This is a genomic window from Rugosimonospora africana, assembly GCF_016862975.1.
Classification (GTDB): domain Bacteria; phylum Actinomycetota; class Actinomycetes; order Mycobacteriales; family Micromonosporaceae; genus Rugosimonospora; species Rugosimonospora africana.
Genome location: NZ_BONZ01000039.1, coordinates 134378 through 157638, shown reverse-complemented (window position 1 = coordinate 157638; position 23261 = coordinate 134378). Strand labels below are relative to the sequence as shown.

Annotated in this window: 26 protein-coding genes; 19 read left to right on the top strand and 7 right to left on the bottom strand. The window is 66.1% G+C overall.

Going from position 1 to position 23261, the window contains the following annotated elements:
- Window positions 1–270: 270 nt before the first annotated feature.
- The gene (locus tag Raf01_RS21155; protein WP_203919683.1) at window positions 271–1026 is read right to left on the bottom strand and encodes a hypothetical protein; all 756 of its coding nucleotides are present in this window, start codon (window positions 1024–1026) and stop codon (window positions 271–273) included.
- A gap of 214 nt (window positions 1027–1240) precedes the next feature.
- Here Raf01_RS21155 and Raf01_RS21150 point away from each other — a divergent pair, with 214 nt between their 5' ends.
- Window positions 1241–1864 carry an HAD-IA family hydrolase gene (locus tag Raf01_RS21150; RefSeq protein ID WP_203919682.1) on the top strand — a complete coding sequence of 208 codons (624 nt, stop codon included), beginning with the start codon at window positions 1241–1243 and terminating at the stop codon, window positions 1862–1864.
- Window positions 1865–1991: 127 nt separating this feature from the next.
- Window positions 1992–2543 (top strand): DEAD/DEAH box helicase family protein, encoded by a 552-nt coding sequence (locus tag Raf01_RS21145; RefSeq protein ID WP_203919681.1) that lies wholly within the window; start codon window positions 1992–1994, stop codon window positions 2541–2543.
- A gap of 256 nt (window positions 2544–2799) precedes the next feature.
- On the opposite strand, the gene Raf01_RS21140 is transcribed toward Raf01_RS21145, so the two are convergent.
- The 4 genes from Raf01_RS21140 to Raf01_RS21125 all read right to left on the bottom strand — a co-directional run bounded on the left by Raf01_RS21140 (window position 2800) and on the right by Raf01_RS21125 (window position 5154).
- Complete coding sequence (locus Raf01_RS21140; RefSeq protein WP_203919680.1) at window positions 2800–3270, bottom strand: inositol monophosphatase family protein; 471 nt, start codon at window positions 3268–3270, stop codon at window positions 2800–2802.
- A 135-nt stretch (window positions 3271–3405) separates the two neighbouring features.
- Window positions 3406–4254 (bottom strand): helix-turn-helix domain-containing protein, encoded by an 849-nt coding sequence (locus Raf01_RS21135; RefSeq protein WP_203919679.1) that lies wholly within the window; start codon window positions 4252–4254, stop codon window positions 3406–3408.
- The gene (locus Raf01_RS21130; RefSeq protein WP_203919678.1) at window positions 4251–4769 is read right to left on the bottom strand and encodes a DUF6879 family protein; all 519 of its coding nucleotides are present in this window, start codon (window positions 4767–4769) and stop codon (window positions 4251–4253) included. The genes Raf01_RS21135 and Raf01_RS21130 overlap by 4 nt, the downstream gene beginning before the upstream one ends.
- Window positions 4750–5154, bottom strand: a complete 405-nt coding sequence (locus Raf01_RS21125; protein ID WP_203919677.1) for a hypothetical protein — start codon at window positions 5152–5154, stop codon at window positions 4750–4752. Before Raf01_RS21125 ends, Raf01_RS21130 begins: the two co-directional genes overlap by 20 nt.
- A 429-nt stretch (window positions 5155–5583) precedes the next feature.
- On the opposite strand from Raf01_RS21125, the gene Raf01_RS21120 reads away from it, so the two are divergent.
- The 9 genes from Raf01_RS21120 (at window position 5584) to Raf01_RS21080 (ending at window position 13178) form a co-directional block, all read left to right on the top strand.
- Window positions 5584–6240 carry a GOLPH3/VPS74 family protein gene (locus Raf01_RS21120; RefSeq protein WP_203919676.1) on the top strand — a complete coding sequence of 219 codons (657 nt, stop codon included), beginning with the start codon at window positions 5584–5586 and terminating at the stop codon, window positions 6238–6240.
- Window positions 6241–6306: 66 nt separating this feature from the next.
- Entirely contained in the window at window positions 6307–7839 is a 1533-nt protein-coding gene (locus tag Raf01_RS21115) for an APC family permease (RefSeq protein WP_203919675.1), read from the top strand.
- On the top strand, window positions 7836–8462 hold the full coding sequence (locus tag Raf01_RS21110) for a GNAT family N-acetyltransferase (protein ID WP_203919674.1): 627 nt from the start codon (window positions 7836–7838) through the stop codon (window positions 8460–8462). Before Raf01_RS21115 ends, Raf01_RS21110 begins: the two co-directional genes overlap by 4 nt.
- A complete protein-coding gene (locus Raf01_RS21105; RefSeq protein WP_275413016.1) occupies window positions 8462–9397 on the top strand; it encodes a helix-turn-helix domain-containing protein in 936 nt (311 codons plus the stop codon). The genes Raf01_RS21110 and Raf01_RS21105 overlap by 1 nt, the downstream gene beginning before the upstream one ends.
- Window positions 9398–9431: 34 nt before the next feature.
- Entirely contained in the window at window positions 9432–9599 is a 168-nt protein-coding gene (locus tag Raf01_RS21100) for a DUF397 domain-containing protein (RefSeq protein WP_203919672.1), read from the top strand.
- 159 nt (window positions 9600–9758) lie between these two features.
- Complete coding sequence (locus tag Raf01_RS21095; RefSeq protein ID WP_203919671.1) at window positions 9759–10844, top strand: ABC transporter substrate-binding protein; 1086 nt, start codon at window positions 9759–9761, stop codon at window positions 10842–10844.
- Complete coding sequence (locus Raf01_RS21090; protein WP_203919670.1) at window positions 10841–11641, top strand: class I SAM-dependent methyltransferase; 801 nt, start codon at window positions 10841–10843, stop codon at window positions 11639–11641. The genes Raf01_RS21095 and Raf01_RS21090 overlap by 4 nt, the downstream gene beginning before the upstream one ends.
- A 201-nt stretch (window positions 11642–11842) precedes the next feature.
- Complete coding sequence (locus Raf01_RS21085; protein WP_203919669.1) at window positions 11843–12697, top strand: SAM-dependent methyltransferase; 855 nt, start codon at window positions 11843–11845, stop codon at window positions 12695–12697.
- A gap of 94 nt (window positions 12698–12791) precedes the next feature.
- Entirely contained in the window at window positions 12792–13178 is a 387-nt protein-coding gene (locus tag Raf01_RS21080) for a hypothetical protein (RefSeq protein ID WP_203919668.1), read from the top strand.
- 196 nt (window positions 13179–13374) lie between these two features.
- On the opposite strand, the gene Raf01_RS21075 is transcribed toward Raf01_RS21080, so the two are convergent.
- Window positions 13375–13734 carry a winged helix-turn-helix domain-containing protein gene (locus Raf01_RS21075; RefSeq protein ID WP_203919667.1) on the bottom strand — a complete coding sequence of 120 codons (360 nt, stop codon included), beginning with the start codon at window positions 13732–13734 and terminating at the stop codon, window positions 13375–13377.
- Window positions 13735–13998: 264 nt separating this feature from the next.
- Here Raf01_RS21075 and fxlM point away from each other — a divergent pair, with 264 nt between their 5' ends.
- From fxlM to Raf01_RS21035, 8 genes are all read left to right on the top strand, one after another.
- On the top strand, window positions 13999–15237 hold the full coding sequence (gene fxlM / locus Raf01_RS21070; RefSeq protein WP_203919666.1) for a methyltransferase, FxLD system: 1239 nt from the start codon (window positions 13999–14001) through the stop codon (window positions 15235–15237).
- A 13-nt stretch (window positions 15238–15250) separates the two neighbouring features.
- Window positions 15251–15406, top strand: coding sequence for an FxLD family lanthipeptide (locus tag Raf01_RS21065; protein WP_203919665.1), 156 nt, complete (start codon window positions 15251–15253; stop codon window positions 15404–15406).
- A 72-nt stretch (window positions 15407–15478) separates the two neighbouring features.
- A complete protein-coding gene (locus Raf01_RS21060) occupies window positions 15479–18226 on the top strand; it encodes a lantibiotic dehydratase (RefSeq protein ID WP_203919664.1) in 2748 nt (915 codons plus the stop codon).
- Window positions 18223–19293, top strand: coding sequence for a lanthionine synthetase C family protein (locus Raf01_RS21055; protein WP_203919663.1), 1071 nt, complete (start codon window positions 18223–18225; stop codon window positions 19291–19293). The genes Raf01_RS21060 and Raf01_RS21055 overlap by 4 nt, the downstream gene beginning before the upstream one ends.
- 14 nt (window positions 19294–19307) lie before the next feature.
- The gene (locus Raf01_RS21050) at window positions 19308–20105 is read left to right on the top strand and encodes a thiopeptide-type bacteriocin biosynthesis protein (protein WP_203919662.1); all 798 of its coding nucleotides are present in this window, start codon (window positions 19308–19310) and stop codon (window positions 20103–20105) included.
- Window positions 20106–20415: 310 nt separating this feature from the next.
- On the top strand, window positions 20416–21132 hold the full coding sequence (locus tag Raf01_RS21045; protein ID WP_203919661.1) for a DUF1889 family protein: 717 nt from the start codon (window positions 20416–20418) through the stop codon (window positions 21130–21132).
- A gap of 20 nt (window positions 21133–21152) precedes the next feature.
- Window positions 21153–21416 (top strand): HNH endonuclease signature motif containing protein, encoded by a 264-nt coding sequence (locus Raf01_RS50905; protein ID WP_203919660.1) that lies wholly within the window; start codon window positions 21153–21155, stop codon window positions 21414–21416.
- A 25-nt stretch (window positions 21417–21441) separates the two neighbouring features.
- Complete coding sequence (locus tag Raf01_RS21035) at window positions 21442–21936, top strand: hypothetical protein (protein ID WP_203919659.1); 495 nt, start codon at window positions 21442–21444, stop codon at window positions 21934–21936.
- Window positions 21937–22578: 642 nt separating this feature from the next.
- On the opposite strand, the gene Raf01_RS21030 is transcribed toward Raf01_RS21035, so the two are convergent.
- Window positions 22579–23253, bottom strand: coding sequence for a hypothetical protein (locus Raf01_RS21030; RefSeq protein WP_203919658.1), 675 nt, complete (start codon window positions 23251–23253; stop codon window positions 22579–22581).
- Between the last annotated feature and the right edge of the window lie 8 nt (window positions 23254–23261).

The following is a 23261-nucleotide window of genomic DNA, read 5'->3' as shown; positions in this document are numbered from 1 at the left end:
TCAACGTGGAGCGGGTCGTGTGTATCAACGGCGGCATCCAAGTCGCCGGGCAAAGGATCCAAGTGGGCAATGTCCATGCCCCGCAAACTCGTGCCCGTGTCCTTGGATGACCACACCGTCACCGGCCATGACAACAACGTCCCAATTAAGGCCGTCCCCCGGCGCAGCACCGCCAACCTCAACCGCACCAAAGCCCACCACGAGCAGACGAGACGAACATGACCAGGCGCGCTCACCAGTCGGCCAGGCCGCGAGATGTGTCGACGGGGCTCACTTCGTGATTGCCGCGAGCAGGGTCGCGGCGATGTGGTCTGCGGCCTGTGGCGGGATTCCACCGTGGCTATCGGAGCCGGCGGTGCTGCGGGCAGCGTCGACGAGTCGGGTAAGCTCAGCCCCGAGTTCCTGTGCCCTGGCCCGGGACAGTTCGATGCCAAGCCACCGCATCCATTCTGCGATATTTTCGGCCTCGTACTGCTCAAGCCACGGCCTCGCGGGATCCGACTCGGACAACAACCTGATCGCGGCCGACAACCGGGCATGCGGCGAGTCGTGACCATCGAGGACAAGACCTCGCTCGTTCGACCCCGGCAACGATTCGGGCTGCGCCGTGAGGACGTTGAACAACGCAGGTCCATCAATCGACGGGATTGCCCGTACCTCAGTCCCGATGCCGAGTCCCACATTCACGCGAGACGCGTGACCAGGGTCGTCAACCAGCACGACCACCCGTTGGACTCCGGTCTGTTCGATCCGCAGGGTCCACCGCCCGAGCCGTTCGATGTCGCCCACACAGATCGTGTAGTCATCAAGATCGAGTTTGCCGTCGAAGACGACCGTACCGACGAGCGGCATGGTGCGCGACCATACCGACACCCGCGTGTGAGCCCTCTGGCCGCGCGTGCGGACCTCCACATGTCGCCCATCGGCGACGGCGGGCCCATCGCCCCGGTCGAGCTCGGGCCAGGACGTCGAACCGATGATTACGGAAGGATGGTTGGCGTAGACCTCGACCGCACCGGTCAGCAAGAATCCCTCCTTCGAGCTGGGTCGCACGGCGCGCCGGCGGCGCTGCAGCAGCAGTGATCCAATCTGCCCCTGGTTCTACCATTGCAGCACCACCTCTCAGTCGTGAGATCATGACCAGGGCGTCAAGCGTCAGGTGACGCCGTTTCGTCAAGCATCATCCGAGACCAGGCAGCTCCGTTCAGGCAATGACACTACGACCGAAGTTTGGTGACGCATGTTCCGGCCGCTTCTCTTCGATATTGACGGGACGCTGGTCGACTCGACCGAGGTGGTCACGACCGTGTGGCGCGAGGTGGCGGGTCGGTACGGAGCCGATGCGGATGCGATTCTCCGGGTATGTCATGGCCGCCGTGATGAGGATGTCGTGCCTGAGTTCTTCCCCGTGGAGTCGGCTGTGGCGGTCGTGCGGCAGATCGCCGAACTGGAGTTGGGTTATACGGGTCTTGTGAGGGCGATTCCTGGTGCCGTAGAGGTGCTGAGTCGTTTGGACGGGCAGCCTTGGGCGGCAGTGACGTCGGGATCGCGGCCGCTGATGACGGCGCGGCTGCAAGGAGCGGGCTTGCCAGTTCCTTCTGTTCTCGTGGCTGCCGAGGATGTGTGTGTTGGCAAGCCGGATCCGGAAGGGTACGTGCTGGCCGCGAGGCGGCTTGGGGTGGACGTGGCGTCGTGTGTGGTGGTCGAGGATTCGCCGGCGGGCGTGGCGGCGGGCAAGGCCGCGGGTGCAGTTGTGGTAGGGCTTTCCAGTACGCATGACGTAGATGCTCTGGCTGCTGCAGACGTGGTGATTGGACAGCTTGCCGCCCTTCCGGGGGTGGTAGAGAAGCTTCCGTCGTCATGAGTACCAGGTGCTCGGCCGGTGATCTGAGCGACCTATCCGCGGCGGTCAGCGCAGCTGGAGGCTACGGCGATCCGGGCACGTCCCTCATAACACTCCGCACGCCAGACGGGATTCATCGATGTTCGTAGTGTTCGTCACCGGCGTATCGGGTTCGGGCAAGTCGACGCTGGCCCGGACAATGGCCAGCTGGGGTCACCGGGCGGTCAGCACCGACGCGGACCCTCGACTGTGCTACTGGAGCGATTCGAGCGGCTGCCCAGTGCAGCGCCCAGCCGAGCCCGACGCGAGCTGGTTGACGATGCACGAGTGGCGTTGGAACCCGCGCCATCTCGACGAGATCATCGCCGACGCGGCCAACCAGAGCGATGATCCACTGTGGCTGTTCGGACAAGCCGCGAACGCCGCCGAGTTCGCTGACCGGTTCGACCTGACGATCCTGCTCGAGGTCGACCAGCAGACGATGATCACTCGGGTTCAAAACGCGTCACGCGGCAACGACTTCGGCCGGGTGGGCGACAGCCTCTCTATCGCGCTCGCCTCGTACATGCCCTTCGTCACGGCGTGGCGGCGACACGGCGCCGTCATTGTCGATGGCACTCTAGACGTCGAGACCGTCGCCGAGGAACTTCTGATGGCCGCCGCATCAGCAGTACTGCACAGACGCAAGCCCTCGGGCTGAACGCCTGCCGAACGGCATCTACGGGACGCGGTGGCCTGTGTTGTCAGGCATCGGAGTCGGTACAGACCGACGGCACCGGTCGCGTGGCCGTTCCCGCGACCAAGCGGCTCGTCGTCGGCGTGTTCGGAGAATGTGCGAGGCACGTGGCTGACTGTGACTCGACAACGGCCTAAGCGCCCCTGGGTAATGCCATGGTCTACCACTCAACCGGTGGTTGTCTCACAGATCGAGCGAAGAGAGGATCTCACACGCCAGGTCATCGCTGACTGCTGCGACGAACGTTTGGCGAGGGTTCATAGCATCGGCGATGTCCTCCAGGGAGTCGAGGCGATAGCCCAGGGGAACTGGCTTGCCAGTGAGATCCAATACAGGTGCCGCCGACGGCGTTGAGGATGTCGTGGCCCGGAGCGAGGTCCCAGATGGCGAACCCCTTCGCGAATTCGATGACCGCTTCGATGAACCCGGCTGCGACATGGCACAGGCTCAGCAAGCCGGAGTCCCCACCGACGTGTCCGTGGCTGTTGCCGTGCTCGTCCGGTTCGTCGAGCGCCTGAATCAGGCTGGTCTGCCGGCTCAACGGCAGGAAGCGCTCCGTGCCACGCATCAGGAAGTTCGTGACGAGTGACTGGGACAATCTCGTGGGAGAACGCTGGGTGAGTTGATGGTGCGCACCGTCGGCGGTGGTCGCGAACGCCTGGTCGTGCCCGTTGCCATCAGCAAGCCGCAACGTAAACCTCCTACAGGAGGTCAGGCTCAAGACGACCGACGAAGTCGCTGTAGCGGGCGGCGCCCTGTCCATACCCGTGCGCCACGGCCGAGCGTGAATTCCTCGCTGCTCGTATCGCGGAGGATCATCCGGCTGCTAATTCCCGCTCTCGGACAGATCGTTGAGCGCCTGAGTGATGAGGTTACGAGCAGCCTGCCCGTACACCGCAGACCGCGCCAACCCCTCGAATGCCTTCGAGTAGAGGGCGATCTCGCGAGGTTGAGTGACGGTCAGCTCGGCGGTGTAGGTTTCGATCCGGACCATGCGTTGGTCGAAGATGTGGAACGCATGGATCGGCCAGACCTCGTACTCCGTTGCTGTGGGGATGATACCTAGCCGCAGTCGGGCCAAGGTTGATGCCTCAAGCACTCGTCCTAGCTGTCCCTGCAAAATCTGCACGTCGCCCAGCCGCGTTTTGAGCGCCTGCTCGCCGATGATGATGTGGATGCGGCGGATGCCAGCGTAGAGAGCATCTTGGCGATCGAGTCGAGTTTCGACGCTTTGCTCGACATCGTCGGGTATGCCATAGAAGCCGACCGCTGTGCTGACGATCTTCGTGGCGTACGCGGCGGTGTGGAGGAGCCCGGGGATCAGCAGCGGCTCATAGATGCGCAGGAGCTGCGCCTCATGCTCCCATTTGCGCTGGATCTCCTGGCGGCGTTTCGTGCCCGCGCGCAACATCCGGCGCCACTCGATGTACTGCGATTCGATGTTACGAAGCGTGGCGATCAGGTCGGGGACCTGGTCCTCGGCGCCGCAATGATGGCACCACGTACGCATGTCGTCGTCTGATGGATTCTGCCGTGCGGCTTCGAGCTTTGAGACCTTTGTGAAGTGCCATCCGGCGAGCGCGGCAAGCGCTCGCCCGGACAGCCCTGCATCTTTCCGGATCTCACGGAGTCTGGCGCCAAGAGCTTCCTTGGCTTCCTGCGCGGTACTGCTCAACGAAGGACGTAACGGTCGTGCGGGATACCGACTGCAAGAACTTCATCGCGGACGCGACAGCACTGGTCGATGCTCGCTTGATCGGTGACGAGCTTCGCCCCGAACGAACTCCCGTCGTCGGTGAACACATTGAAGGCGAGGGTCTTGTCGTCGAGCAGCCAGAAGTCGTGTTCGGGAAACTTGATGTGGTCGGTGACGCGCCGCGGCACCCAGTACAGATGCTCGCCTGCTGCGACGTTGAAGCGGGCCATGGCGTGCTCGAAGCGAACGTAGTCGGTGACCGGTTCTGTGACGACGCGCGCGCGGGAGACGGATTTGCCGGCTGCTGTTGCGGACTTGATCAGCTCGTGCCACTCACGAATCCAGGCGTAGTCGTCCGGCTCGTCGTTTAGCCACTTGCGGAAGGGCTCGGCCTCCTCGGTGACGGTGTACTCGTCCTGCATCTCTAGATGGAAGGCAGTGCGTGTGAAGTCGCGGAAGAGCTGGTTGAAATTCTCACCCGTCAACAGATCCATGCGTGCCTTCCTCTCGAACTTTGCCAACCAGAACCGCCATCTCATGGCCCGGCATGTTCATCTGCGCCAAAACGTTTGGGTCGGTCACCACTGTCCCGGAGAGACGGTAGGTGTGGAACGCCGTCTCGCGGAGCACCGCGTCAAGTCTCGTGCCCCTCTCCAGGAACGCGAGCAGTTTGCCTGGGATCTCCACGCTTTCTGCGTCACCTGGCACCTTCCAGCCCTGCACAACGTAGCTGTCTTGATCGGTAGCGAACAGCGTCGGCGAGCCGCCGTTCACCGTGTCCTTACCGAGGAATGTTAACTGCATGATCTTCCTCCCCCTGCATCCGTAGCGTGGTGTTGCCTGAATCTGATGTTTCCCGCCCGCACCCTGTCTGGTCAAGGCGCAAGGTCCTTGACTGTCGAAGCTGGCCGCTGAGAGTCGGAACGGGCTGTAGTCAACTCGTACATGTCGCTTCGAGCAACATCGAGCTACATGCTTGGTCATCGGCTGTGCGTAGCCCTACGGTCACGGCAGACGTACGCCGCTGATTTTGAAAGGGGCTTCGGCATGCCCTGGGGATACGCCCTTACTGCCTTGATCGCGATATTGCTCGGTTTCCTTGGAGGCATGCGGACGATCAAGGGATTGGCCGGCGGTGCGCCGTGTGGCGGCGCGCTGCACCGCGCCGAGTGCGCCGACCGAACCGTGCTGCTTTGGCGGTGCACTCCAAAAGCTGCCGCTCTGACGTGAACTGGCCGAGGGCAACAACAAAGCAGCCATCAATGAGCGGGCGACGCGTTGGCGACGGAGGGGGCCGGGATGGGTCGGGTGAGTGACACGCGAGCGTGGCCGAAGCGGCTGCGCTTGGCGGATGACTTCTGGTTCGTGGCGCATGATGACGCCAGCGGTAGATCCCGGCTCGGCACCATGGCTCTGGGCCTTGGGCTGGCGGGGGCGTTGATCGGCGAGCTTGTCTTGTCCGGATCCGTTGCAGTGAGTTCCGGCCGGGTTCTTGTGCTGAATGCGAGACCGCTGCGGGATCCGGATTGCCAGGCGATTGTGCAGCACATGCTCGCGGAGCCGCAACACGACGTGCGGACCTGGTTGTCGTACCTGAGTCACAGTGCGGAGGACACGGTGGCCGTGCGGCTGTTGCGGGCGGGTCTGGTTACGCGTGAGTCCCAGCGTCGAGTGTTCACGACCGCGATGGTGCACCGGCCGGTGGATATGTCGTTCGCGTTCTGGCGTTCGGCCCGGCTCAAACAGGTTCTGGCCGCTGGTCGAGTGCAGTCGGACCGGCAGGACGTCGTCCTGGCTGGGCTCGTCTTCTCCACGGGCCTGTTCCGCGCCGTGCTGCTCGAAGACTTTACGACCGCTGACGCTGTGCTCCGCCGACGCCTGATGAGCGCGGACCGGTCCTTCCGGGAGATCATCGCGCAGGTCGCGACTCTGGTTGGCGACGCGGTTCTCGCGATCCGGGGCTGACTGCGAATTCATCGATGGACGATCCACACCCTGCTAGTCCTCCAACCTGATCGGGAGCGTCCCATCATGTCCCTGTCCGCGCCCGGCACAGGATCCAGCGTCGTTGCGGCAACCCTGGCGAAGAATCGGCTAGGGGTTCGGCACATCGTCTTCTTCGTTGCGACGGCGGCGGCGCCGCTGACTGTGATTGCGGGGATCGTGTCCACCGGCTGGGCGGTCACCGAAATCGAAGGCATCCCCTTGGCGTTCTTGATGGTCGGGGTGGTGCTTGCCCTGTTCTGCGTTGGCTACGTTGCGGTCGCCCGCAGGATTCGCAACGCCGGTGCCTTCTACACGTATGTGGCCAGGGGTTTGGGTAAGCCGCTTGGGGTGGGTGCGTCGTTCGTGGCGGTGGTCGCTTACGGGATGATGCAGGTTGCCACCTACGGGGCGCTCGGCCCGGCGACCGCCACTCTCATTCGGGACAAGACCGGTACCTCGTTGCCGTGGTGGTTGATCGCCCTGGTCGCTTGGGCGTTCGTTGCGGTCATGGGTGTCAACAAGGTTGAACTCAATGGCCGGGTGCTGGCCACGGCGCTGGTGGCTGAGGTGGCGCTGGTCGTGGTGTACGACCTGATCGACCTGGCCCACGGCTCCGGCGGGCGCCTGAGTGTTTCGACGTTGACTCCGCACAGCCTGGCCGGTGGTGGTTTGGGGGTGGCCCTGGCTATCGCGGTGACCGGGTTCATCGGGTTCGAGGCTGCCGCCGTTTTCTCCGAGGAGTCTCGCGACTCCGATCGCACGGTGCCGTTGGCCACCTACCTGTCCCTGGCGTTGATGACTTTGCTGTATGCCGGGTCGGCGTGGGCGATGTCGGTCGCGATTGGTCCGGCGAACCTCCATCAGGCGGCGCAGCAGGAGGGCACGAATCTGCCGTTTACGATCGTCGCCCAACACCTAGGCAGCAACCTGCTCGTTGACCTGGGGCAGCTGCTATTCATCAGCTCGCTGCTGGCGGCGGCGTTGTCGTACCACAGCACCGTGGCCCGGTATATGTTCGCCCTCGGTCGCGAGCGGGTTCTGCCGGGGTTTCTGGGTCGTACTGGGGTGCGGAGTATGGCGCCGACGTTCGCGTCGATGACGCAGAGCACTGCCGGGTTGTTCTTCATCGCGGTGTACGCGATCAGCGGCGCCGACCCGGTCGTGAAGCTGTTCTACTGGTTCGGGACCGTCGGCGGCTTCGGGGTACTGCTGTTGATCACCGGTACCTCGATCTCTGTGATCGGTTTCCTGCACCGCCACCCCGCTGGCGAGAGCGTGTGGCAGCGGCTGGTCGCTCCGATGGTGGCTTCGGCCGGCTTGGTGGTGATCGTCTACCTGATCTTGCACAACTTCGCCGGTTTGTTGAGCGTGGATCCCACCTCCCGGCTGCGGTACGCCTTCCCCATCGTGTTCGCCGTTTTCGCCCTCGCCGGCCTGGTCTGGGCGTTGATCCTCCGTAGGGTGCGTCCGCGGGTGTACGCGGCGATCGGGCTCGGCACCAGTGACCTGCCTGAATACACCAGCCCCGCATACACCGCCCCGGCCAAACCCGTAACCGCAACGAGGAGCCCCCGATGAACAGCCCGCCGACGATCCGTACCGCCAGCGTGACCGACGCCGCCACCGTTGCCTACGTGGTCGCCACCGCCTTCCACTCCCTGGATGTGTGTCAGTGGCTGATCCCTGATCCGCGGGAACGCGCCGCCCGGTTGTCGGACTACTTCCGCATCATCACCGACCACGCGTTCAGGCAGGGCACCGTGCACGTCACCACCGACCTCAACGCGGTCGCCGTGTGGCTGTCCTGCCCGTTTCCCGACCCTGCCGGCTACGACACCCGTCTGGCAGCGGCGTGCGGCCCGTGGACTGCGCGGTTCCAGAACCTGGACGAGCAGATGTACCAGGCCCACCCCCACGACCGGGGCCCGCACGATTACCTCGCGTTCCTCGCGGTCATGCCGTCCGCCCAGGGCAAGGGGTTGGGTTCAGCGCTGGTGGAGCACCACCACGCCGGACTGGACCGGCAGCGGCGGCCGGCGTATTTGGAGGCCAGCAACGCTCGTAGCCGCAAGCTGTACGACCGGGCCGGGTACCGCGACTGCGCCCCGCCCTTGGACTTGCCCTACCAGGGCGAGTCGCTGTTCCCGATGTGGCGCGAACCGGCCCGGCAGTCCTCTCCACACGCTGATAGGGCCTCGTGATGCCGGTAGCAGCTCCCACGAGACTTACCGCGCCGACGGTACGACAGCGGCGCGTGGCGATTGAGCTGCGGCTGATGCGCGAACGGGCGGGCCTGTCGATCCCGGAAGCCGCGAGGATGCTGCTGGGCGCCGACCCGCAGACCTGGGAGCAGACTGAGAACGGCGAGCGACGCGTGTCTTGGCTAGTGCTGCGCCGTGTCCTGGACGAGTTGGTCATCACTGGGAAGGACTACCGGTCATACCTGCTCGGCCTGCTTGTCGGCGAGGACGACAACCCCTGCGATCAGCTGCGGGGTTGGACACAGACGTTCGTCTGCCGCCAAGCCGGTGGCGTTCCGGAGTACGAGCGGATGCATCTGGCGTTGGGTGCTGCGGCGGTCAGGAAGCGGATGTATCAGCCCAGCATCGTGCCGGGCATCCTGCAGACCTGGGACTACGCGACAGCCGTCACGAGCGGGGTGTTGTGGGCGAGTAAGGCCGAGCTGGAGGAGGCGATCAATGCCCGGATGGCACGCGCTGATCGGCTGACCGCATCAGATCCGCTGGTGGCACATGCGGTTTTCAGCGAGTCGGCACTGCATCGGCTGATCGGTGGACCGGAGGTCATGGCCGGCCAGTACCGGCGGCTGCTGGAGCTGGCCGAGCTTCCCAATGTCACCATCCAGGTCCTGCGGGCCACCCAGCCGGTGGGGATGGCGTTGGCCGTGCCTTTCGTGATGCTGGATTACCCACACCCGGTCGGCAATCCGGGCATCGTCTACGTCGAGTACCTGACGCGGACCCAGTTTCTGGATGGTCCGGACGAGATCGCCGACTACCACGGGGCGTGGGCGCGGCTCGCCGGCGCAGCCCTGGACGCTGCGACCAGCACAACGTTCATTCAGGCCATCGCCGATGGTCGTCAGGAGCCGCTGCCAGGAGGCTCCCGTGGCTAATGGACCGACCTGGCGTAGATCCGCAGGGCATGGCGTGCTGCGCGTCGAAAACGACTGTCATGGGGGAGTCGTCATCGATTGCGGCTACCGGCGGGAGCTCGTCGCCGTGCGTAATTCCATCGACTCCGACGGCATCGTGGTCGTGTTCATCCATGCGGATTGGTCGGCGTTCATCTTGGACGCGGCCGGTCTCGCCGTTTAGTACCGAAGGCTTCCCGGCTGGCAGTTGATGGGTTCCCGCCGGTCGGGACGGGGTGTCCTCGTTTGCGGCGAGCAACACCCCAGGGGGTCGCCTCCGGGCCATCAGGGGCGCGGGGGCGGCCACCGAATATCCAGCATCAGGTAATGGGAAGGATGTGACGTGCAACGTTTGCGAAGGTGGCTGCATCCGGCGATGCCGGTGGCGGTGCTGACGGTGGTCGCTGTTGCCGGCTGTGCCAGCACTCACCGGGATGCCGCGGCGCCGAGCAGATTGGACAAGGTCACCTACATGACCACGTTCGGGACCAACGGACGCGATGGGTACGCGTGGGTGGCCCGGGACAAGGGCTTCTTCCGCGCCAACGGCCTCGACGTCGACATTCAGCCCGGTGCGGCCGGGGCGGCGAACATTCAGAAGGTGGCGGCCGGGAGGGCGCAGTTCGCGACGGTCGATTTCGGTACCGCCGCGGCTCAGGTCGCCACTGGCAAGGACACCGATCTGAAGGTTCTCGCGGCGGTCCAGCAGCGCACCGTGGCCTCGATCATCACGCTCGGCCGGACACACATCACTCGCCCGGCGGATCTGGTCGGGAAGAGGATCGGCACGGTGCAAGGGTCGATCCTCAACGACATGTTCACCGGCTACGCCCACCTCGCCGGGATCGACGCCAGCCAGAAGAACTGGGTCTACGGCCAACCACAGCAGCTACCCGGGCTGCTTGCGGCAGGGAAGGTCGATGCGGTCGTGCAGTACCTGATGGGTGCCTCCGGGGTGAACAAAGCCGCCGGGTGCCCGACCCTGTCCGGCGGCACGGGTGCCAACTGCGCGGTGGTGCTGCCGTTCGACCGGTACCTCGGCGACCCGTACGGCGCGGTCCTCGTGGCCAGCAACACCTACCTGGCCCAGCATCACGACATCGCCCGCCGATTCACCACAGCACTGATGCAGGGCCTCGACTACTCCATCCAGCACCCCGACGAAGCCGGCCAGATACTCCACAAGGCGGTCCCGGCCGCGGACCCGGCCACCGCTACCGCCGAGATCACCGCGATGGCCCCGTACGTGGCCACTCATCCGGTCGGCACGATGACCGAGACCCGGGTGGAGCAGGCGATCACCAGCCTGCAAGCCATCGGCCTGTATCCCAGCGGGCTGAACCCCACGGTCCTCGTCGACTTCAGCACGGTCCCGTCGTCGCCGGGTGAGGCCCCCGCCGACCCGAACGTGGACAGGACCAGCCGATGACCACCAGAGCAATGACGTCGGTGTATGCGTTGGACAACCGGCATGCCGATGCCCCGATGCATCATGACGCGTTGTCGGTGATGTTCGACCCGTTCACCACGGGCCGCATCACTGACCTGCTCGCGCTGAACGGCAAACGGTGTCTGGAGGTCGGGGCCGGTGGTGGCAGCATCGCGCTGTGGCTGGCCGAGCGGGTCGGCCCGTTCGGCCGGGTACTGGCCACCGACCTGGCCCCACAACTGATCCCCAGCAACCATCGCCTCCAGGTACTGCGCCACGACCTGGCCACCGAGCCGCTACCCGAAGGCCCCTGGGATCTCGTGCACGCCCGACTCGTGCTGTCACACATGCCCAACCGGCACCAGATCCTGCAGGACATGACCGCTCGGCTGGCTCCGGACGGGATTTTGCTGGTGGAGGATTGGACCCCGCGGCTGGACGCCGTCCTGGTCGCCCCCGACCAGGACACCGAACGGCTCTACCTGCACTTCCAGGAAGCCGTCAGCCGGGTCTTCGCCACTGCGGGCTCCGATCGGGCCTGGGGCCGGCAGATCCACCAGGCCATGCTGGACGCCGGCCTACTCGACGTGCAGACCGTCATTCACGCGGAGTCCTGGCCCGGTGGAACCGCTGGTGCCCGCCTGATGCAGGCCACCGTCGAACAACTCCGGCCCCAACTACTGACGACGGGGCAGAGCGAGGAGCAACTCGCCCGCGTGCAGACACTTCTCGACGATCCCGGTCTGATTCTCCAGGGACACCCAATGTACTCCACCTGCGGCAGAAGCCCCGGCTAACCACCCGTCGACGCCGATCACGCGGCCCTGAGATTGCCTGCCCAACGCCCCGACTGCCCCTCCAAAGGACGGAGGGCAGGCATTCAAGACCCGAAGACCAGCCCCGTGCCCGACAACCGCCGCAAGGGCTACGCAGCTCACCGAATCCCGCTCACTGACACCCGGCAGCCCACCACCCGCCCCACCGTCGGAGAATCCCGCATGAAACCCGAAGCTGACCCCGCCGCCGACCAACCCAGCGCCAATGTGCCCGCACTCGCGCTCGCGTCACGGATCGACACCACCACCACTCACTCGGCCCGCAGGTACGGCTACTGGCTCGGCGGGAAAGACCACTTCGCGGCGGACCGGGAATCCGGAGACACGATCGCGGCAGCGTTCCCGCACATCCGCACCGCCGTGCGGGAAAACCGCCGCTTCCTGCACCGCGCCGTCACCTACCTGGCCGGCGAGGTAGGCATCGCACAGTTCCTGGACATCGGAACCGGCATACCAACAGCCGACAACACTCACGAGGTCGCTCAGCGCATCACCCCCACCTGCCGGGTCGTGTACGCCGACAACGACCCGATCGTGCTGGCGCACGCCCGCGCGCTGCTGACTAGCACCCCAGCCGGGGCCACCGCCTACCTCGATGCCGACCTGCGCGATCCCGATCAGATTCTGAATCACCCCGACCTGGCCCACACGCTGGACCTGGGGAAACCGGTGGCGTTGATGCTGATCGCGATCCTGCACTTCCTCACCGACGCCGATGACCCGTACCGCATCGTGGCTCACCTGGTTGATGCAATGCCGCCCGGCAGCTACCTCACGGTATCGCACACCACTTACGACTTCATGCCAGCAGACACGATCGCCGCGTTGGACGCCGCCACCGCACACGAGCGGTTCCAGGCCCGCACCCGTGAGCAGGTCGCCCGGTTCTTCGACGGACTCGATCTGGTCGAGCCGGGCATCGTGACCACGACGCAGTGGCGACCCGTCCCACAACCCGAACCGCAGCCCACGCCGATGGAGGCCGCCGCCTACGCCGCCCTCGCACGAATTCCCTGACCTAGTCAGGCGCGTGCCGGACCCATCGTTGACCCCAGAACACGGCACACCCATGCGTGCCAGCACTCGAGCCGCACCGTGAAACGGAGACGCTATGAAAGACCACGCCGAACACCGCGACATTGATCCAGCGGAGCAGGAACTGTCGCGCCTGAGGCTGCTGCTCGCGGTCAACCGGGTGGTGTTCGAAGATGTGCGCGACTACCTGGACGACGACGAGTCCATCGATCTAGTCATAGCCGATGTCTTGCATCGCTGGCAGGAGCGCGACCCGGACGCTACTCCCAACACGCTCGACGGCCCGGACGGATTCTGGAACCAGTACGCCGACCGGGTGGAGCATCCACCACCTCCAAGCACTGGTGAATTCCGACCAGAGTTCTGCCCGGACCGACCGGGACCGTTCGACGTCGAGGGCTACTACCGGGCGGTATGGCGAGACCACGTGACAGGTCTGGCCGCCGCAGGCGTAGCGCTGTGAACGCGTCATAGACATTGATCACGATAGCCTGGATGGACAAGGGCGAGAATCCCATGATCGAGAGCCTCGGCCGCTACCTGGTGGCACAGGCCCAGGTCCGGCCGATGCACGCCCTGGATGGCTGCGGCCCCGTCGCGGGCCCGAACCATCCAGGACAGAGGCTGCCACCTGCAAGCATGAACGTCCTCGCCGCCGCTCAGCTACCGGGAGGTTCTGCGGGGGCGACCACGATGCGCGTACCCGCGGGCAACGTCCGAGTCGTTCCGTCCACGCCGGTGACGACCAGCGCGGCAGAGGCAGTCACGGACTCGCCCGGCCGTAGCCCAAACATGTCACCGACGCCAAGAACGAAAGTCCCGGCAGAATGCCGCGTCTCGACTTGGCCGAGTCTCCGCAGCTCAGCGATGGCCGCGCGGACCGTGGTACGGCTCAGTCCCGTCCGTTGCTGCAGTTGCTCCTCGCTCGGCAGTCGCTGGCCGGGCGCGAGACATCCCGAGCTGATTTGTTCAGAGATCTGTTCGGCTAGCGTGCGCCAGCCATTCAAGGGACCAGTCATGGGCTTGACTATAGGTCCTACGTAGATACGTTGTAACCTTGAGTTCCCGCGGCAGCAGCGTGGTTGATGAGACGAGGCCAGTGGCCACCGGGCGCAGCGGTCCGGATTCTTTTCGATGTCGAGGCCAGGTGATCACTGCGCCAAGGATCGTGGTTCGCCAGACCGGCAGTGCTGATCCGGTGGCCACCGGCGTTGGGGCAGATGGCGGTGACGGCGGGTCGTTCGGTCGGACGACTCTGATGGATAGGGAGAGTGGCAGCTGGAATGAGCGTCGACACGGTAAGCGATGAGAGCCTCCGTGCCGCGATGGTCGATCAGCTGGTCGCTGATCACGCGGACAAGGGGCTGACGATGCGGCCCGAGGTGGAGGCGGCGCTGCGGGCCGTTCCACGCCATCTGTTCACGCCCGATGCTGGGTTGGAGGAGGCATATCGCGCCGACCAGGCGGTGATTACCAAGCGAGTCGGTGACGAGGCCGTCAGCTCGGTGTCGGCGCCGTGGTTGATCGCGGAGATGCTCGGTCAGGCGGCCGATTCGGTCGACGGCGGGTTACATGGGCGGCATGTGTTGGAGATCGGTTCCGGCGGCTACAACGCGGCGTTGCTGCGCGAGCTGGTGGGGCCGGCGGGTTCGGTCACGACCGTGGACATCGACCCCGACGTGACTGACCGGGCCACAGCGTGCCTAGCGGCCGCTGGTTACGACGACGTGATGGTGGTCTGCATGGATGCCGAGCAGCCGATCGACCCGAGCCGCTCCTATGACTTGATCATCGTGACGGTCGGGGCGTGGGACATCCCTCGTGCCTGGGCCGGGCAGCTGGCCGAGCACGGGACGCTGGTGGTGCCGCTGCGCACGTTCGGGATGACCCGGTCGTGGGCGTTGCGCCGAGAGGACGACCGGTTGGTCAGCCTCAGCCAGCGCTTATGCGGGTTCGTGCCGATGCGCGGTGCTGGGGCTCATGACATGCAGTACGTCGACGTCGCCGCGGGTGTGCATCTGCGGCTCGATGAGGGCCAGCAGATCGATCCGGAGATCGTCGGCGAGCTGCTGTCGCAACCGTCGACGCAGGCGTGGGCCGGGGTAAGTCTGCCGCCACGTACCGTCCTGGCCGACCTGGACCTGTGGCTGGCAAGCCGCATCACCGGTACGGGGAAACAGTTCGTCGTCCTCACCGCTCAGCAGGATGCCGTGGATACCGGTGTTGTCGTGCCAGCATGGCGCTTCGGTACGCCCGCTGTCCTTCACGGTGGCACATTCTGCTACCGGTCGGCGCTGCGATGGAGTGACGACATGTTCGATCTGGGCGCCGTTGCGCACGGGCCCGACGCCGCGGCGGCGGCCGAGCGGATGGTCGAGCACATGCGTGCCTGGCTGGACGCGGGCAGCCCCTCACCGGTGCTGTACGTCCTGCCTTCTGGTATTCCCGACGGCGACCTGCCGGCCGGGACGGTGCTGGACAAGCGGCACAGCCGCCTGGTCCTCACCTTCACCCCCGCATAGGAAGGGCAAGCACGTGGACGAAACGGAAGTCTCGGAGTTCCAGCTGGACGTCACTCTGGTCGACGCCGGACCGGCCTCGACGGGCTACGCCACCAACACCGACGACAACTGCGGCTCGGGCAACACCGGCTCAAACGCCTGCACGACCCGCTGCGACGGCAGCTTCTAGCCGCTTCGCCTCCCTTCACATGTCGGGCCCGGCGTGCAGCGCGCCGGGCCCGCCAACACTCGGTGGTGCATCATGGTTCCCGCGGCTGGTGCGACACTGGTCCGAGTCGCCGCCTATCCGAACAATCTGGTCCTGCCAGCCTGGCCCGACCTGACATCCGATCAACCCGAACAGTGGCGGAAGTGGCTCGGCGCCGCGTGGCAGCTGCCAGGGTTCGCGACGGCCGTCACCGGCGCAGCGCCGCAACTGGCCGAACAGATCCACCGGGTTCTGGCCGGCGAGCCGTTACCACGACAGCGGCTACGTCGCCTGGTGAACTCCGCGATTCGGTACCTGCTGCGGTGGACCACCCGGGCAACTCCGTTCGGCACCTTCGCCGGTGCGGCCCCGGTCCAGTTCGGTGCCCACGCAGCGGTTCGCCTCGGCGAGGCCCATCGCGTGGTCGTCCGGCCGGACGGCCAGTTCATCGCCGAGCACTTCACGCGGGCCGAGCAGGACCTCACCCTCCTGCGGACCGCAGCGGTGATGACGAACTCACTGGGGTACCAGCACGGCGAAAAGTGGACACTGCCCTGCGCCCGCGTCGACGGCGACCGACGCTTCGACGTCGAGATCCGCCTGACCGGCCCGGTCCGAGCGGCGATCCAGGCAGCGCGTTCCCCGATCGGCTTCGCCGAACTCGCTGCGAAGATCGGCGGATTCGCCGGCCTGGCCGAGGCCGAGCGATTGCTGGCCGAACTGGTACACATCGGGGCGCTGCTGTCAGCGCTGCGGCCGGCGATGACCATCACCAATCCAGTTGCATACGCAACCCGTCATCACCCCATGCCACCTCCCGGTAGTCAGATCGCCGTCGACCTGCGCGCCGACATCGCCGTGACGCTGCCCCCAGCCGTATTCCACGAGGCGAGCCGGGCCGCGTCAACGTTGGTCGCGGTAGCGCCGCATCTACCCGGGTGGGACGAGTACCACCACACGTTCATCGAGCGGTGGGGGCCAGGGACGGCTGTCCCGGTCCGCGACGTGCTCAACGCGCTGGGGTTCCCGGCCGGCTACCGGGGATCCCACCGACGCGCTCCGGCGGTATTCACCGCCCGTGATCGGCTGCTCGGACAGCTCGCGCAGCAGTCCGCGCTAAATAGGTGCGCCGAGGTGGAGCTCGACGACGAGCTGATCGGCCGGCTGCGTGGGGATGACGACCGGCCGCCGATCCCGCACACCGAACTGCGATTCACCCTCGCCGCCGACACCCTGCCAGACCTGGACCGCGGCACGTTCACGCTGACGGTGATCAGCGGCTCCCGCCACGCCGGGGTCGCCGCCGCCCGGTTCCTGCACCTGCTCACCCCCGCCGAGCGCGCATCGTTCCAGCAGGTTTACCAGCACCTGCCGACCGCCCTGCCCGGCGCGGACACAATCCAGCTGTCCGGCCCGCCACTGGACCCTCGCCTCACCGCGGTGGCCCGAGCCCCCGAGCTGCTCCCCGTCCTGCCCCTGGGCGAGTTCCACCCGCAGCCACCATGGACACTGGACGATCTAGCGGTGACCGGCGACGGCCGCCGACTGTGGCTCGTGTCGCGGACCACCGGTCGGCCCGTCGAACCTTTGTTGTTCAACAGCGTGCTGCTGTCGTCTCTGCAGCAGCCGCTGATGCGGTTCCTCACCGAGATTTGGACCGGGTGGACGGCGCCGTGCACCCGATTCGACTGGGGACACGCGGCAGGTCTGCCGTTCCTGCCCCGCGTCCGGCGCGGACGCACCATCCTGCACCCCGCCCGCTGGATCATCGACCGAACAGCGTTTCCCGCCCCCACAACGGCCTGGCCCGAATGGCGCGACGCCTGGCAGCGACACCACCACCAGCAGCGGCTCCCGCAGCAGATCCTGGTCGGCGACGACGACGTGCGCCTGCGCCTGGACCTCGACGACCACACCCATTTGGCGGTGCTACGCGGCCAGCTCGACCGGCATCCCCGCACCGTGATCACCGAAGCGCCGGGTCCGGCGGGCTGGATCGGCGGCCGCCCCGCCGAACTCCTACTCACCCTTACCCATACGGCGCCGCACACCCGGCCCGCCCGACCAGCTCGAGCCGCCGGCACCCTGCAGCACTGGCCCGGACCGTCATCGCCGTGGCTGGAGGCACGCCTGTTCGGCCGTCTCGACGACATCCTGACCGACGTCGCCGACCGCCCCACCGACCACCTGCCGGCGGGCTGGTGGTTCCTGCGGTACCCCGACCCCGGACCCCACCTGCGGCTGCGCATCCCGCTCCCGGACCCTGACAGGTTCGCCGACACCGCCGGTCGTCTCGCCGGCTGGGTGCAGGACCTCCACCATGACGCCGTCGTGCATGACTACAGCCTGCACCCCTACCGGCCCGAAGCCCGACACGGCACCGGGGCGACCCTCACCGCCGCGCACGCGGTGTTCGCGGCCGACTCCCACGCCACCCTGTTCCGGCTGACCGGCGATCGGCAGGCCGCCACGGCCGCCGGAATGATCGCCATCGCGAACGGCTTCACCGCAGACGGTCTGCGCTGGCTCTCCGCCCAGGTGCCGCAGCGCACCGGCCTCCGTCTCAACCCCGCCCAGCTTGACCTCGCGCGCGTCCCCTTCCGCGACGAAGGACTCGCGGCCACGCTGGCCAACTACCGAGCCATGTTGCAGCGCGACGGACTCGACACCAACCAGATCCTGGCTGATCTGCTGCACCTGCACCACGCCCGCATGATCGGCGTCGACACCGCCTCCGAACAACACTGCCTACGTCTCGCCCGCACCATCGCCCACACCGCTCAGGCCAGGCGATCGCCATGACCCTGGGACAGTCCCTCGCCGCCGGCGCGGCCGGCATCGCCCTTCTGCACCTGGAAACCGGCAACTGGCCAGAGGCATACGAGGCACTGCGCCGCGCCACCACCGGCGGCGTCAGCACCGCCGCAGGCGCCAGCCTCTTCTACGGCGCCCCCGCACTCGCGTACGTCCTCGCCGCCACCGACCACCCGGGTCTCGCGCAGGCGCAAGCCATTACCGCCGACGGAACCGCGAGGGTGACCCAGCGACGGCTGGACGCCGCGCACCGCCGCATCGACCAGCACCAGTGGCCGCACTACGCCGAGTACGACCTCATCCGCGGGCTGACCGGTCTCGGCGTCACCCTGCGCCGGATCGGCGACCACGACCTGCTCCGTCAGGTCCTGGACTACCTCGTCCGGCTCACCGAACCACTCGGCGCCCTGCCCGGCTGGTGGTGCTGGAACGGACCCGACCGCACCCAACCACCGGCCGGCGGCCACGCCAACTTCGGCATGGCCCACGGCATCACCGGCCCCCTTACACTGCTCGCCCTCACCCTCCGCGACGGCATCACCGTCCAAGGACACACCACGGCGGTCACCCGCATCTGCCGATGGCTAGACACCTGGCAACAACACACGAATGGCATCACCTGGTGGCCGCAAACCCTCACCCGCACCGAACTGCACCACGGCACACCAATCCAACAGACACCATTACGGCCGTCCTGGTGCTACGGCACCCCCGGCATCGCCCGCGCCCAGCAGCTGGCCGCCCAGGCCCTGCACGACACCGCCCGCCAGCACTTCGCCGAAGCCGCGTTCACCAGCTGCGTCTCCGACCCCGCACAGATTCAGCGCCTCATCGATCGCAGCCTGTGCCACGGCACCGCCGGCCTACTCGCCACCGCCCGGCGCATCGCCGCCGACGCCCTCACCCCGACACCCCTCACCACCATTGAGGTCCTCCATCGGCAGACCACCCCGGCCACCGACGAATCCAACGGGCTCCTCGACGGCGCAACAGGGTCCGACCTCGTCACCACGGTGACCACAACCTCATGGGACGCCTGCCTCCTGCTCACCTGACGAAAGGGTCCGCCGTGGACGAAAACCCGTGGCAACAGATCAACATCACGTACCCCGGCCAGACCCGGCAACACCACGAACAGCATGCCGTCGCGCATCTCAACCGGGTGCTTCCCGCCGCGGAGACTGCCGGCCTGATCACCTCCTGGTGGTTCATCCGCAAGGGCGCCTGGCGCATCCGCTACCAACTCACCGGGAAACAGCACAGCCGAGATCTGGCCCACCAGATGCTCACCGGCGGGGCCAACTGGACCAGCGACATCTACGAACCCGAGACCCACGCATTCGGCGGCACCGACGCCATGACCACCGCGCACACCCTGTTCCACCACGACAGCCGCCACCTCCTCACCCACCTCCACCAACACCCAACTGACCGACGCGAACGCTCACTCATCCTGTGCACCGCACTGATGCGCGCGGCAGCACTGGACCCCAACGAACAAGGCGACGTCTGGGCAAAAGTCCTTCAGCACCGAGCTGAAGACCTCAATCGGCCTCCGACATCCGATCCCCGCACCTGGGAGACGTTCACTGCCGACGTTCGCCGCCTACTCCTCGGCACCGCCCGCACCACCGACGACTGGCACATCGCATTCATCAACGCCGGCACGAGCCTGCGAAGCCTACGGGAAACAGGCACGCTCACACGCGGACTCCGCGCAGTCATCGCGCTGCACATCATTTTCCACTGGAACCGAACCGGGCTACCCGCCATCACCCAGGCCACGCTCGCTCAAGCGGCCAAGGAAGCCATCTTCGGCGCGGCTCCTGCCTCATCAAGCCAGGAGCGGTCACTCACACGCGAATGACACCATCTCGCGCACCGGGCCGGTCCATCGACCTCGCTGACACGGATCCCGACAGCTGCAAATCGAGGTCCTCATAGCATATCTCCGTACGGGCCGCGCAGCTCTTGGGGATCCCCGCCGACCGGAGCAACTCTGTCGCAGAGGACGGATCACCGCTGGAGTCGGGGAGGACGACCCGGCCGGGCGGCCGGCGATGTCAGCGCTCCGAGCGCAAGTGGGAAGCCGACCGAGCGCGAGCGCGGGGCAACGATGTACCGGAAGCGGCGGGCGACCCGCTGACTTTGTCGCAGGTGGCGGCATCATGGCGGGCATGACAGATGGTAGGTATCCGACGGCGCTGGCGGCACCCTCGCAGCAGGACCCGCAGGCCATCCAAGCCGCGATTGACTGGGTGCACGGACAGTTGAAGCCCGGCCAACAGGTCCTGGTGTGGACTCCGAACAGGCCGGCGCTGATGGAGCATCCGGACTTGGTCGTGTTCGCCCGAGCCCACACCTCGATGACCCAGAAGACCCGCAGCAACGTGCGATGGTCGGGCGGGCCGATGCTGGCCGGGTGGCCGGACACCGATGCTCTCGACGAGCTGGCCGAGGATCGCCGGGTGAGCGCGTTGTGTGTCATCCCGCACGGCACGCTGGACGAGGTCGCCGCATGGGCAGCCAGAACCGGCGCCGTCCGGTTGGGGACGGCAGGATCGCTTCCCGAGGTGGCGACGCTCGATCCGGTGGTGGAGCGGGGCCTCGAAGCGCTGACTGGGATGGTCAACCACGCCAACAACCTTGCGGGAGCCCTCGACAAGCGCGATGCCGTCAACGTGCTGATGACGTTGCATCATGGCGGCTACCCGCTGGATTCCGCGGCCGTGCACAGCTGGGTGCTCGCGCATGGATGGCCGGCCCGAGGAGCACGGCGGCTGCGGGAGATGTGTGACAAGCTCGCGGCCGGGCGGACGCTGCGCGCTGGCGCTCCGAGTATCTTGGGGCGAGACGTGCTCCAACAGTGGCAGCAGAGTGCGACGTTACGGTGATCCCTGCCAGGCGCGGGACAATGACGACTTCGGTTGTCGGCTTGTCACTTGACGAGTCCGACGACGGCGGCCTCGCCGCGTATGATCCGAGCATGCCTGATGGTCGGCCCGCGATTCCTCGTGATCTCCAGCGCCGGGTGTTGATCGAGGCCGGTCACCGGTGTGCTATCCCCACGTGCCAGGCGACGCCTATTCAGATAGCGCACATCACGGACTGGAGCATCGTCAAAGAGCATAAGTTCGAGAATCTTATTGCGTTGTGCCCGACGTGTCACGCGCTATGACCATGGCGCGATAGATCGCAAGGCGATGCGGCTGTACAAGGAGGCTCTGCGGCAGCGAGAATCCTCCGCGCGGCTTCTCAATGCCGAACGATTGACGACCTACATCGACTTCACCGAGGTAGTCGACCGCTGGGCGTCCGCAATCGGCACCATTGAGATGATCGATGTAGATCCAGACAGTGACGAAGCGCAACGGGATCCTGCGGTAGTGACGTGTGAGGCTGCTGCGGCGAAGGCGAACGCGGTTCTTACGCGCTTCCGCCTGGTTCACGAGGAAGACGCCGTACGGTTCGCTGACGCTGTCTACAGCTGGATCTTGCATTGGGCGAATGACGTGGTTGATGGACTGTGGCCCAGCACCCATCCGGGCGCTGACCAGCACCATCTCTTCGACCTTGGCTTCATCGAATCTGACCTGCATCGCGCGGTGGCAGATGAGGTTGGTATGTCGAAAGATGATCTTGCTGCTCTCACTCGAACTGAACCTCGGAAACTGGGTGGCACGGGCAAACGGTTCTGACTTCGGGGAACCTTCTCGAGCGCCATCGGCATCGTCAATTTCGAGTGGGCGCCGTCAGACACTGATGACCTAAAGTCTTGCCCTCGCCTCACACACTCGGGTGAGGATTTCGCCGGGCGGGCACGGGCGGCCGATCCTTAGTTGGGCACACGCCGGAACGTTCGGCGGAGGGAGCTCGAGACCGGTGGGAGTATGGTCTGGCTACGGCTGGACGACGCAGGGTGAGGACTCCGTGATGAACCAGTTACGCCTTTCGAAGACGGCCGCCTCTACACTGGGGAGTGGCACGCTGGTCGGTCGTGCGCGTCGTTCGCGCGGTTCCGGGATGAGCGCCGAGGGATACCCGCCCCTTCCACTGATCGCCGTCGTTGAGTCCAGTTATGGCCGATCGCTTTCACGGTTCCGTCGGTCATCGTCTCGTCGAGTGTGAGCATGAAGAGTCGACGTGGCGACGGTCGGACAGGCCAGAGGCGATCAATTCGTGGGCACGGGGGGCGCTCGGACCCGGTAGATCGAGTGGTGCTTGCCGCGGCAGAGGTGTTGAACGCGTGGCGGAGTATGCCTCCGGCCCGCCGTCCCGGTTATGCGCGATCCTGGCTGGCGCCATCGTGGTCTTCCGGTCTGGTCCTCGCCCGTCTTGGCTCACGGTTGGTAGGCGAACTGGTTGCCGACAGCACTCTGCGCAACCACGTACGAGCTCGTTTGGCACTGCCGGCGCTCTCGGAAGTCGAAACAGCACTGCTCGAAGGCCATGAGCGCTCCGTTGAGATCCAGCGAGATGCCGGTAAGCACCGCGATGATCGGCCACGGCCTCCTCGATCCGACGGCCGCGAAGGTACCGTTACGCGGGCGCTGATCGCGCGTGCGCTGGTCGCTCCCTCCAATGCGCTTGCTGCGAGGGCTGCGCGGCTTGCCGACGAAATACCACGCCGTGCAGAGGTCGCAGTCGTACGGCCAGGGCGGGACAGTGTCGACGGCATTGCCGAACAGGCACCCATAGGCACAGGTCAACCCGTTGACCGCGGCAATCGCCAGACCAACCGTTCCGGGCGTGCAGATGCCCGAGATGTTGTTGAGCTCAAGCGCCAGGCTCGGGTATCCGCCGCCGAGCTTGGCCGCACGCGCAAAGAGCTTACGACTGCTAGGTCGGAGGTCGAGGCGCTCCGAACGCGGATCGAGCAGCTGACGGCCCAGCGAGACCAGGCACTGGCGGCCCTTCCATCGCGACGCCGGCGCCGGCAGTTGGAGAACGCGTCGCAGCTGGCCGCCGATCTGAAGAATGCGCGCAACCGGTTGGACGAACTGCGGGAGCACCATCAGGTACG

Coding starts and splice junctions, on each gene's coding strand:
- Raf01_RS21150 (WP_203919682.1), top strand. CDS start 1,241: ATGTTCCGGCCGCTTCTCTTCGATATTGACGGGACGCTGGTCGACTCG.
- Raf01_RS21130 (WP_203919678.1), bottom strand. CDS start 4,769: ATGGATCTGTTGACGGGTGAGAATTTCAACCAGCTCTTCCGCGACTTC.
- Raf01_RS21115 (WP_203919675.1), top strand. CDS start 6,307: ATGTCCCTGTCCGCGCCCGGCACAGGATCCAGCGTCGTTGCGGCAACC.
- Raf01_RS21110 (WP_203919674.1), top strand. CDS start 7,836: ATGAACAGCCCGCCGACGATCCGTACCGCCAGCGTGACCGACGCCGCC.
- Raf01_RS21105 (WP_275413016.1), top strand. CDS start 8,462: ATGCCGGTAGCAGCTCCCACGAGACTTACCGCGCCGACGGTACGACAG.
- Raf01_RS21090 (WP_203919670.1), top strand. CDS start 10,841: ATGACCACCAGAGCAATGACGTCGGTGTATGCGTTGGACAACCGGCAT.
- Raf01_RS21085 (WP_203919669.1), top strand. CDS start 11,843: ATGAAACCCGAAGCTGACCCCGCCGCCGACCAACCCAGCGCCAATGTG.
- Raf01_RS21080 (WP_203919668.1), top strand. CDS start 12,792: ATGAAAGACCACGCCGAACACCGCGACATTGATCCAGCGGAGCAGGAA.
- Raf01_RS21075 (WP_203919667.1), bottom strand. CDS start 13,734: ATGACTGGTCCCTTGAATGGCTGGCGCACGCTAGCCGAACAGATCTCT.
- fxlM (WP_203919666.1), top strand. CDS start 13,999: ATGAGCGTCGACACGGTAAGCGATGAGAGCCTCCGTGCCGCGATGGTC.
- Raf01_RS21060 (WP_203919664.1), top strand. CDS start 15,479: ATGGTTCCCGCGGCTGGTGCGACACTGGTCCGAGTCGCCGCCTATCCG.
- Raf01_RS21055 (WP_203919663.1), top strand. CDS start 18,223: ATGACCCTGGGACAGTCCCTCGCCGCCGGCGCGGCCGGCATCGCCCTT.
- Raf01_RS21045 (WP_203919661.1), top strand. CDS start 20,416: ATGACAGATGGTAGGTATCCGACGGCGCTGGCGGCACCCTCGCAGCAG.
- Raf01_RS50905 (WP_203919660.1), top strand. CDS start 21,153: ATGACGACTTCGGTTGTCGGCTTGTCACTTGACGAGTCCGACGACGGC.
- Raf01_RS21035 (WP_203919659.1), top strand. CDS start 21,442: ATGCGGCTGTACAAGGAGGCTCTGCGGCAGCGAGAATCCTCCGCGCGG.
- Raf01_RS21030 (WP_203919658.1), bottom strand. CDS start 23,253: ATGGTGCTCCCGCAGTTCGTCCAACCGGTTGCGCGCATTCTTCAGATC.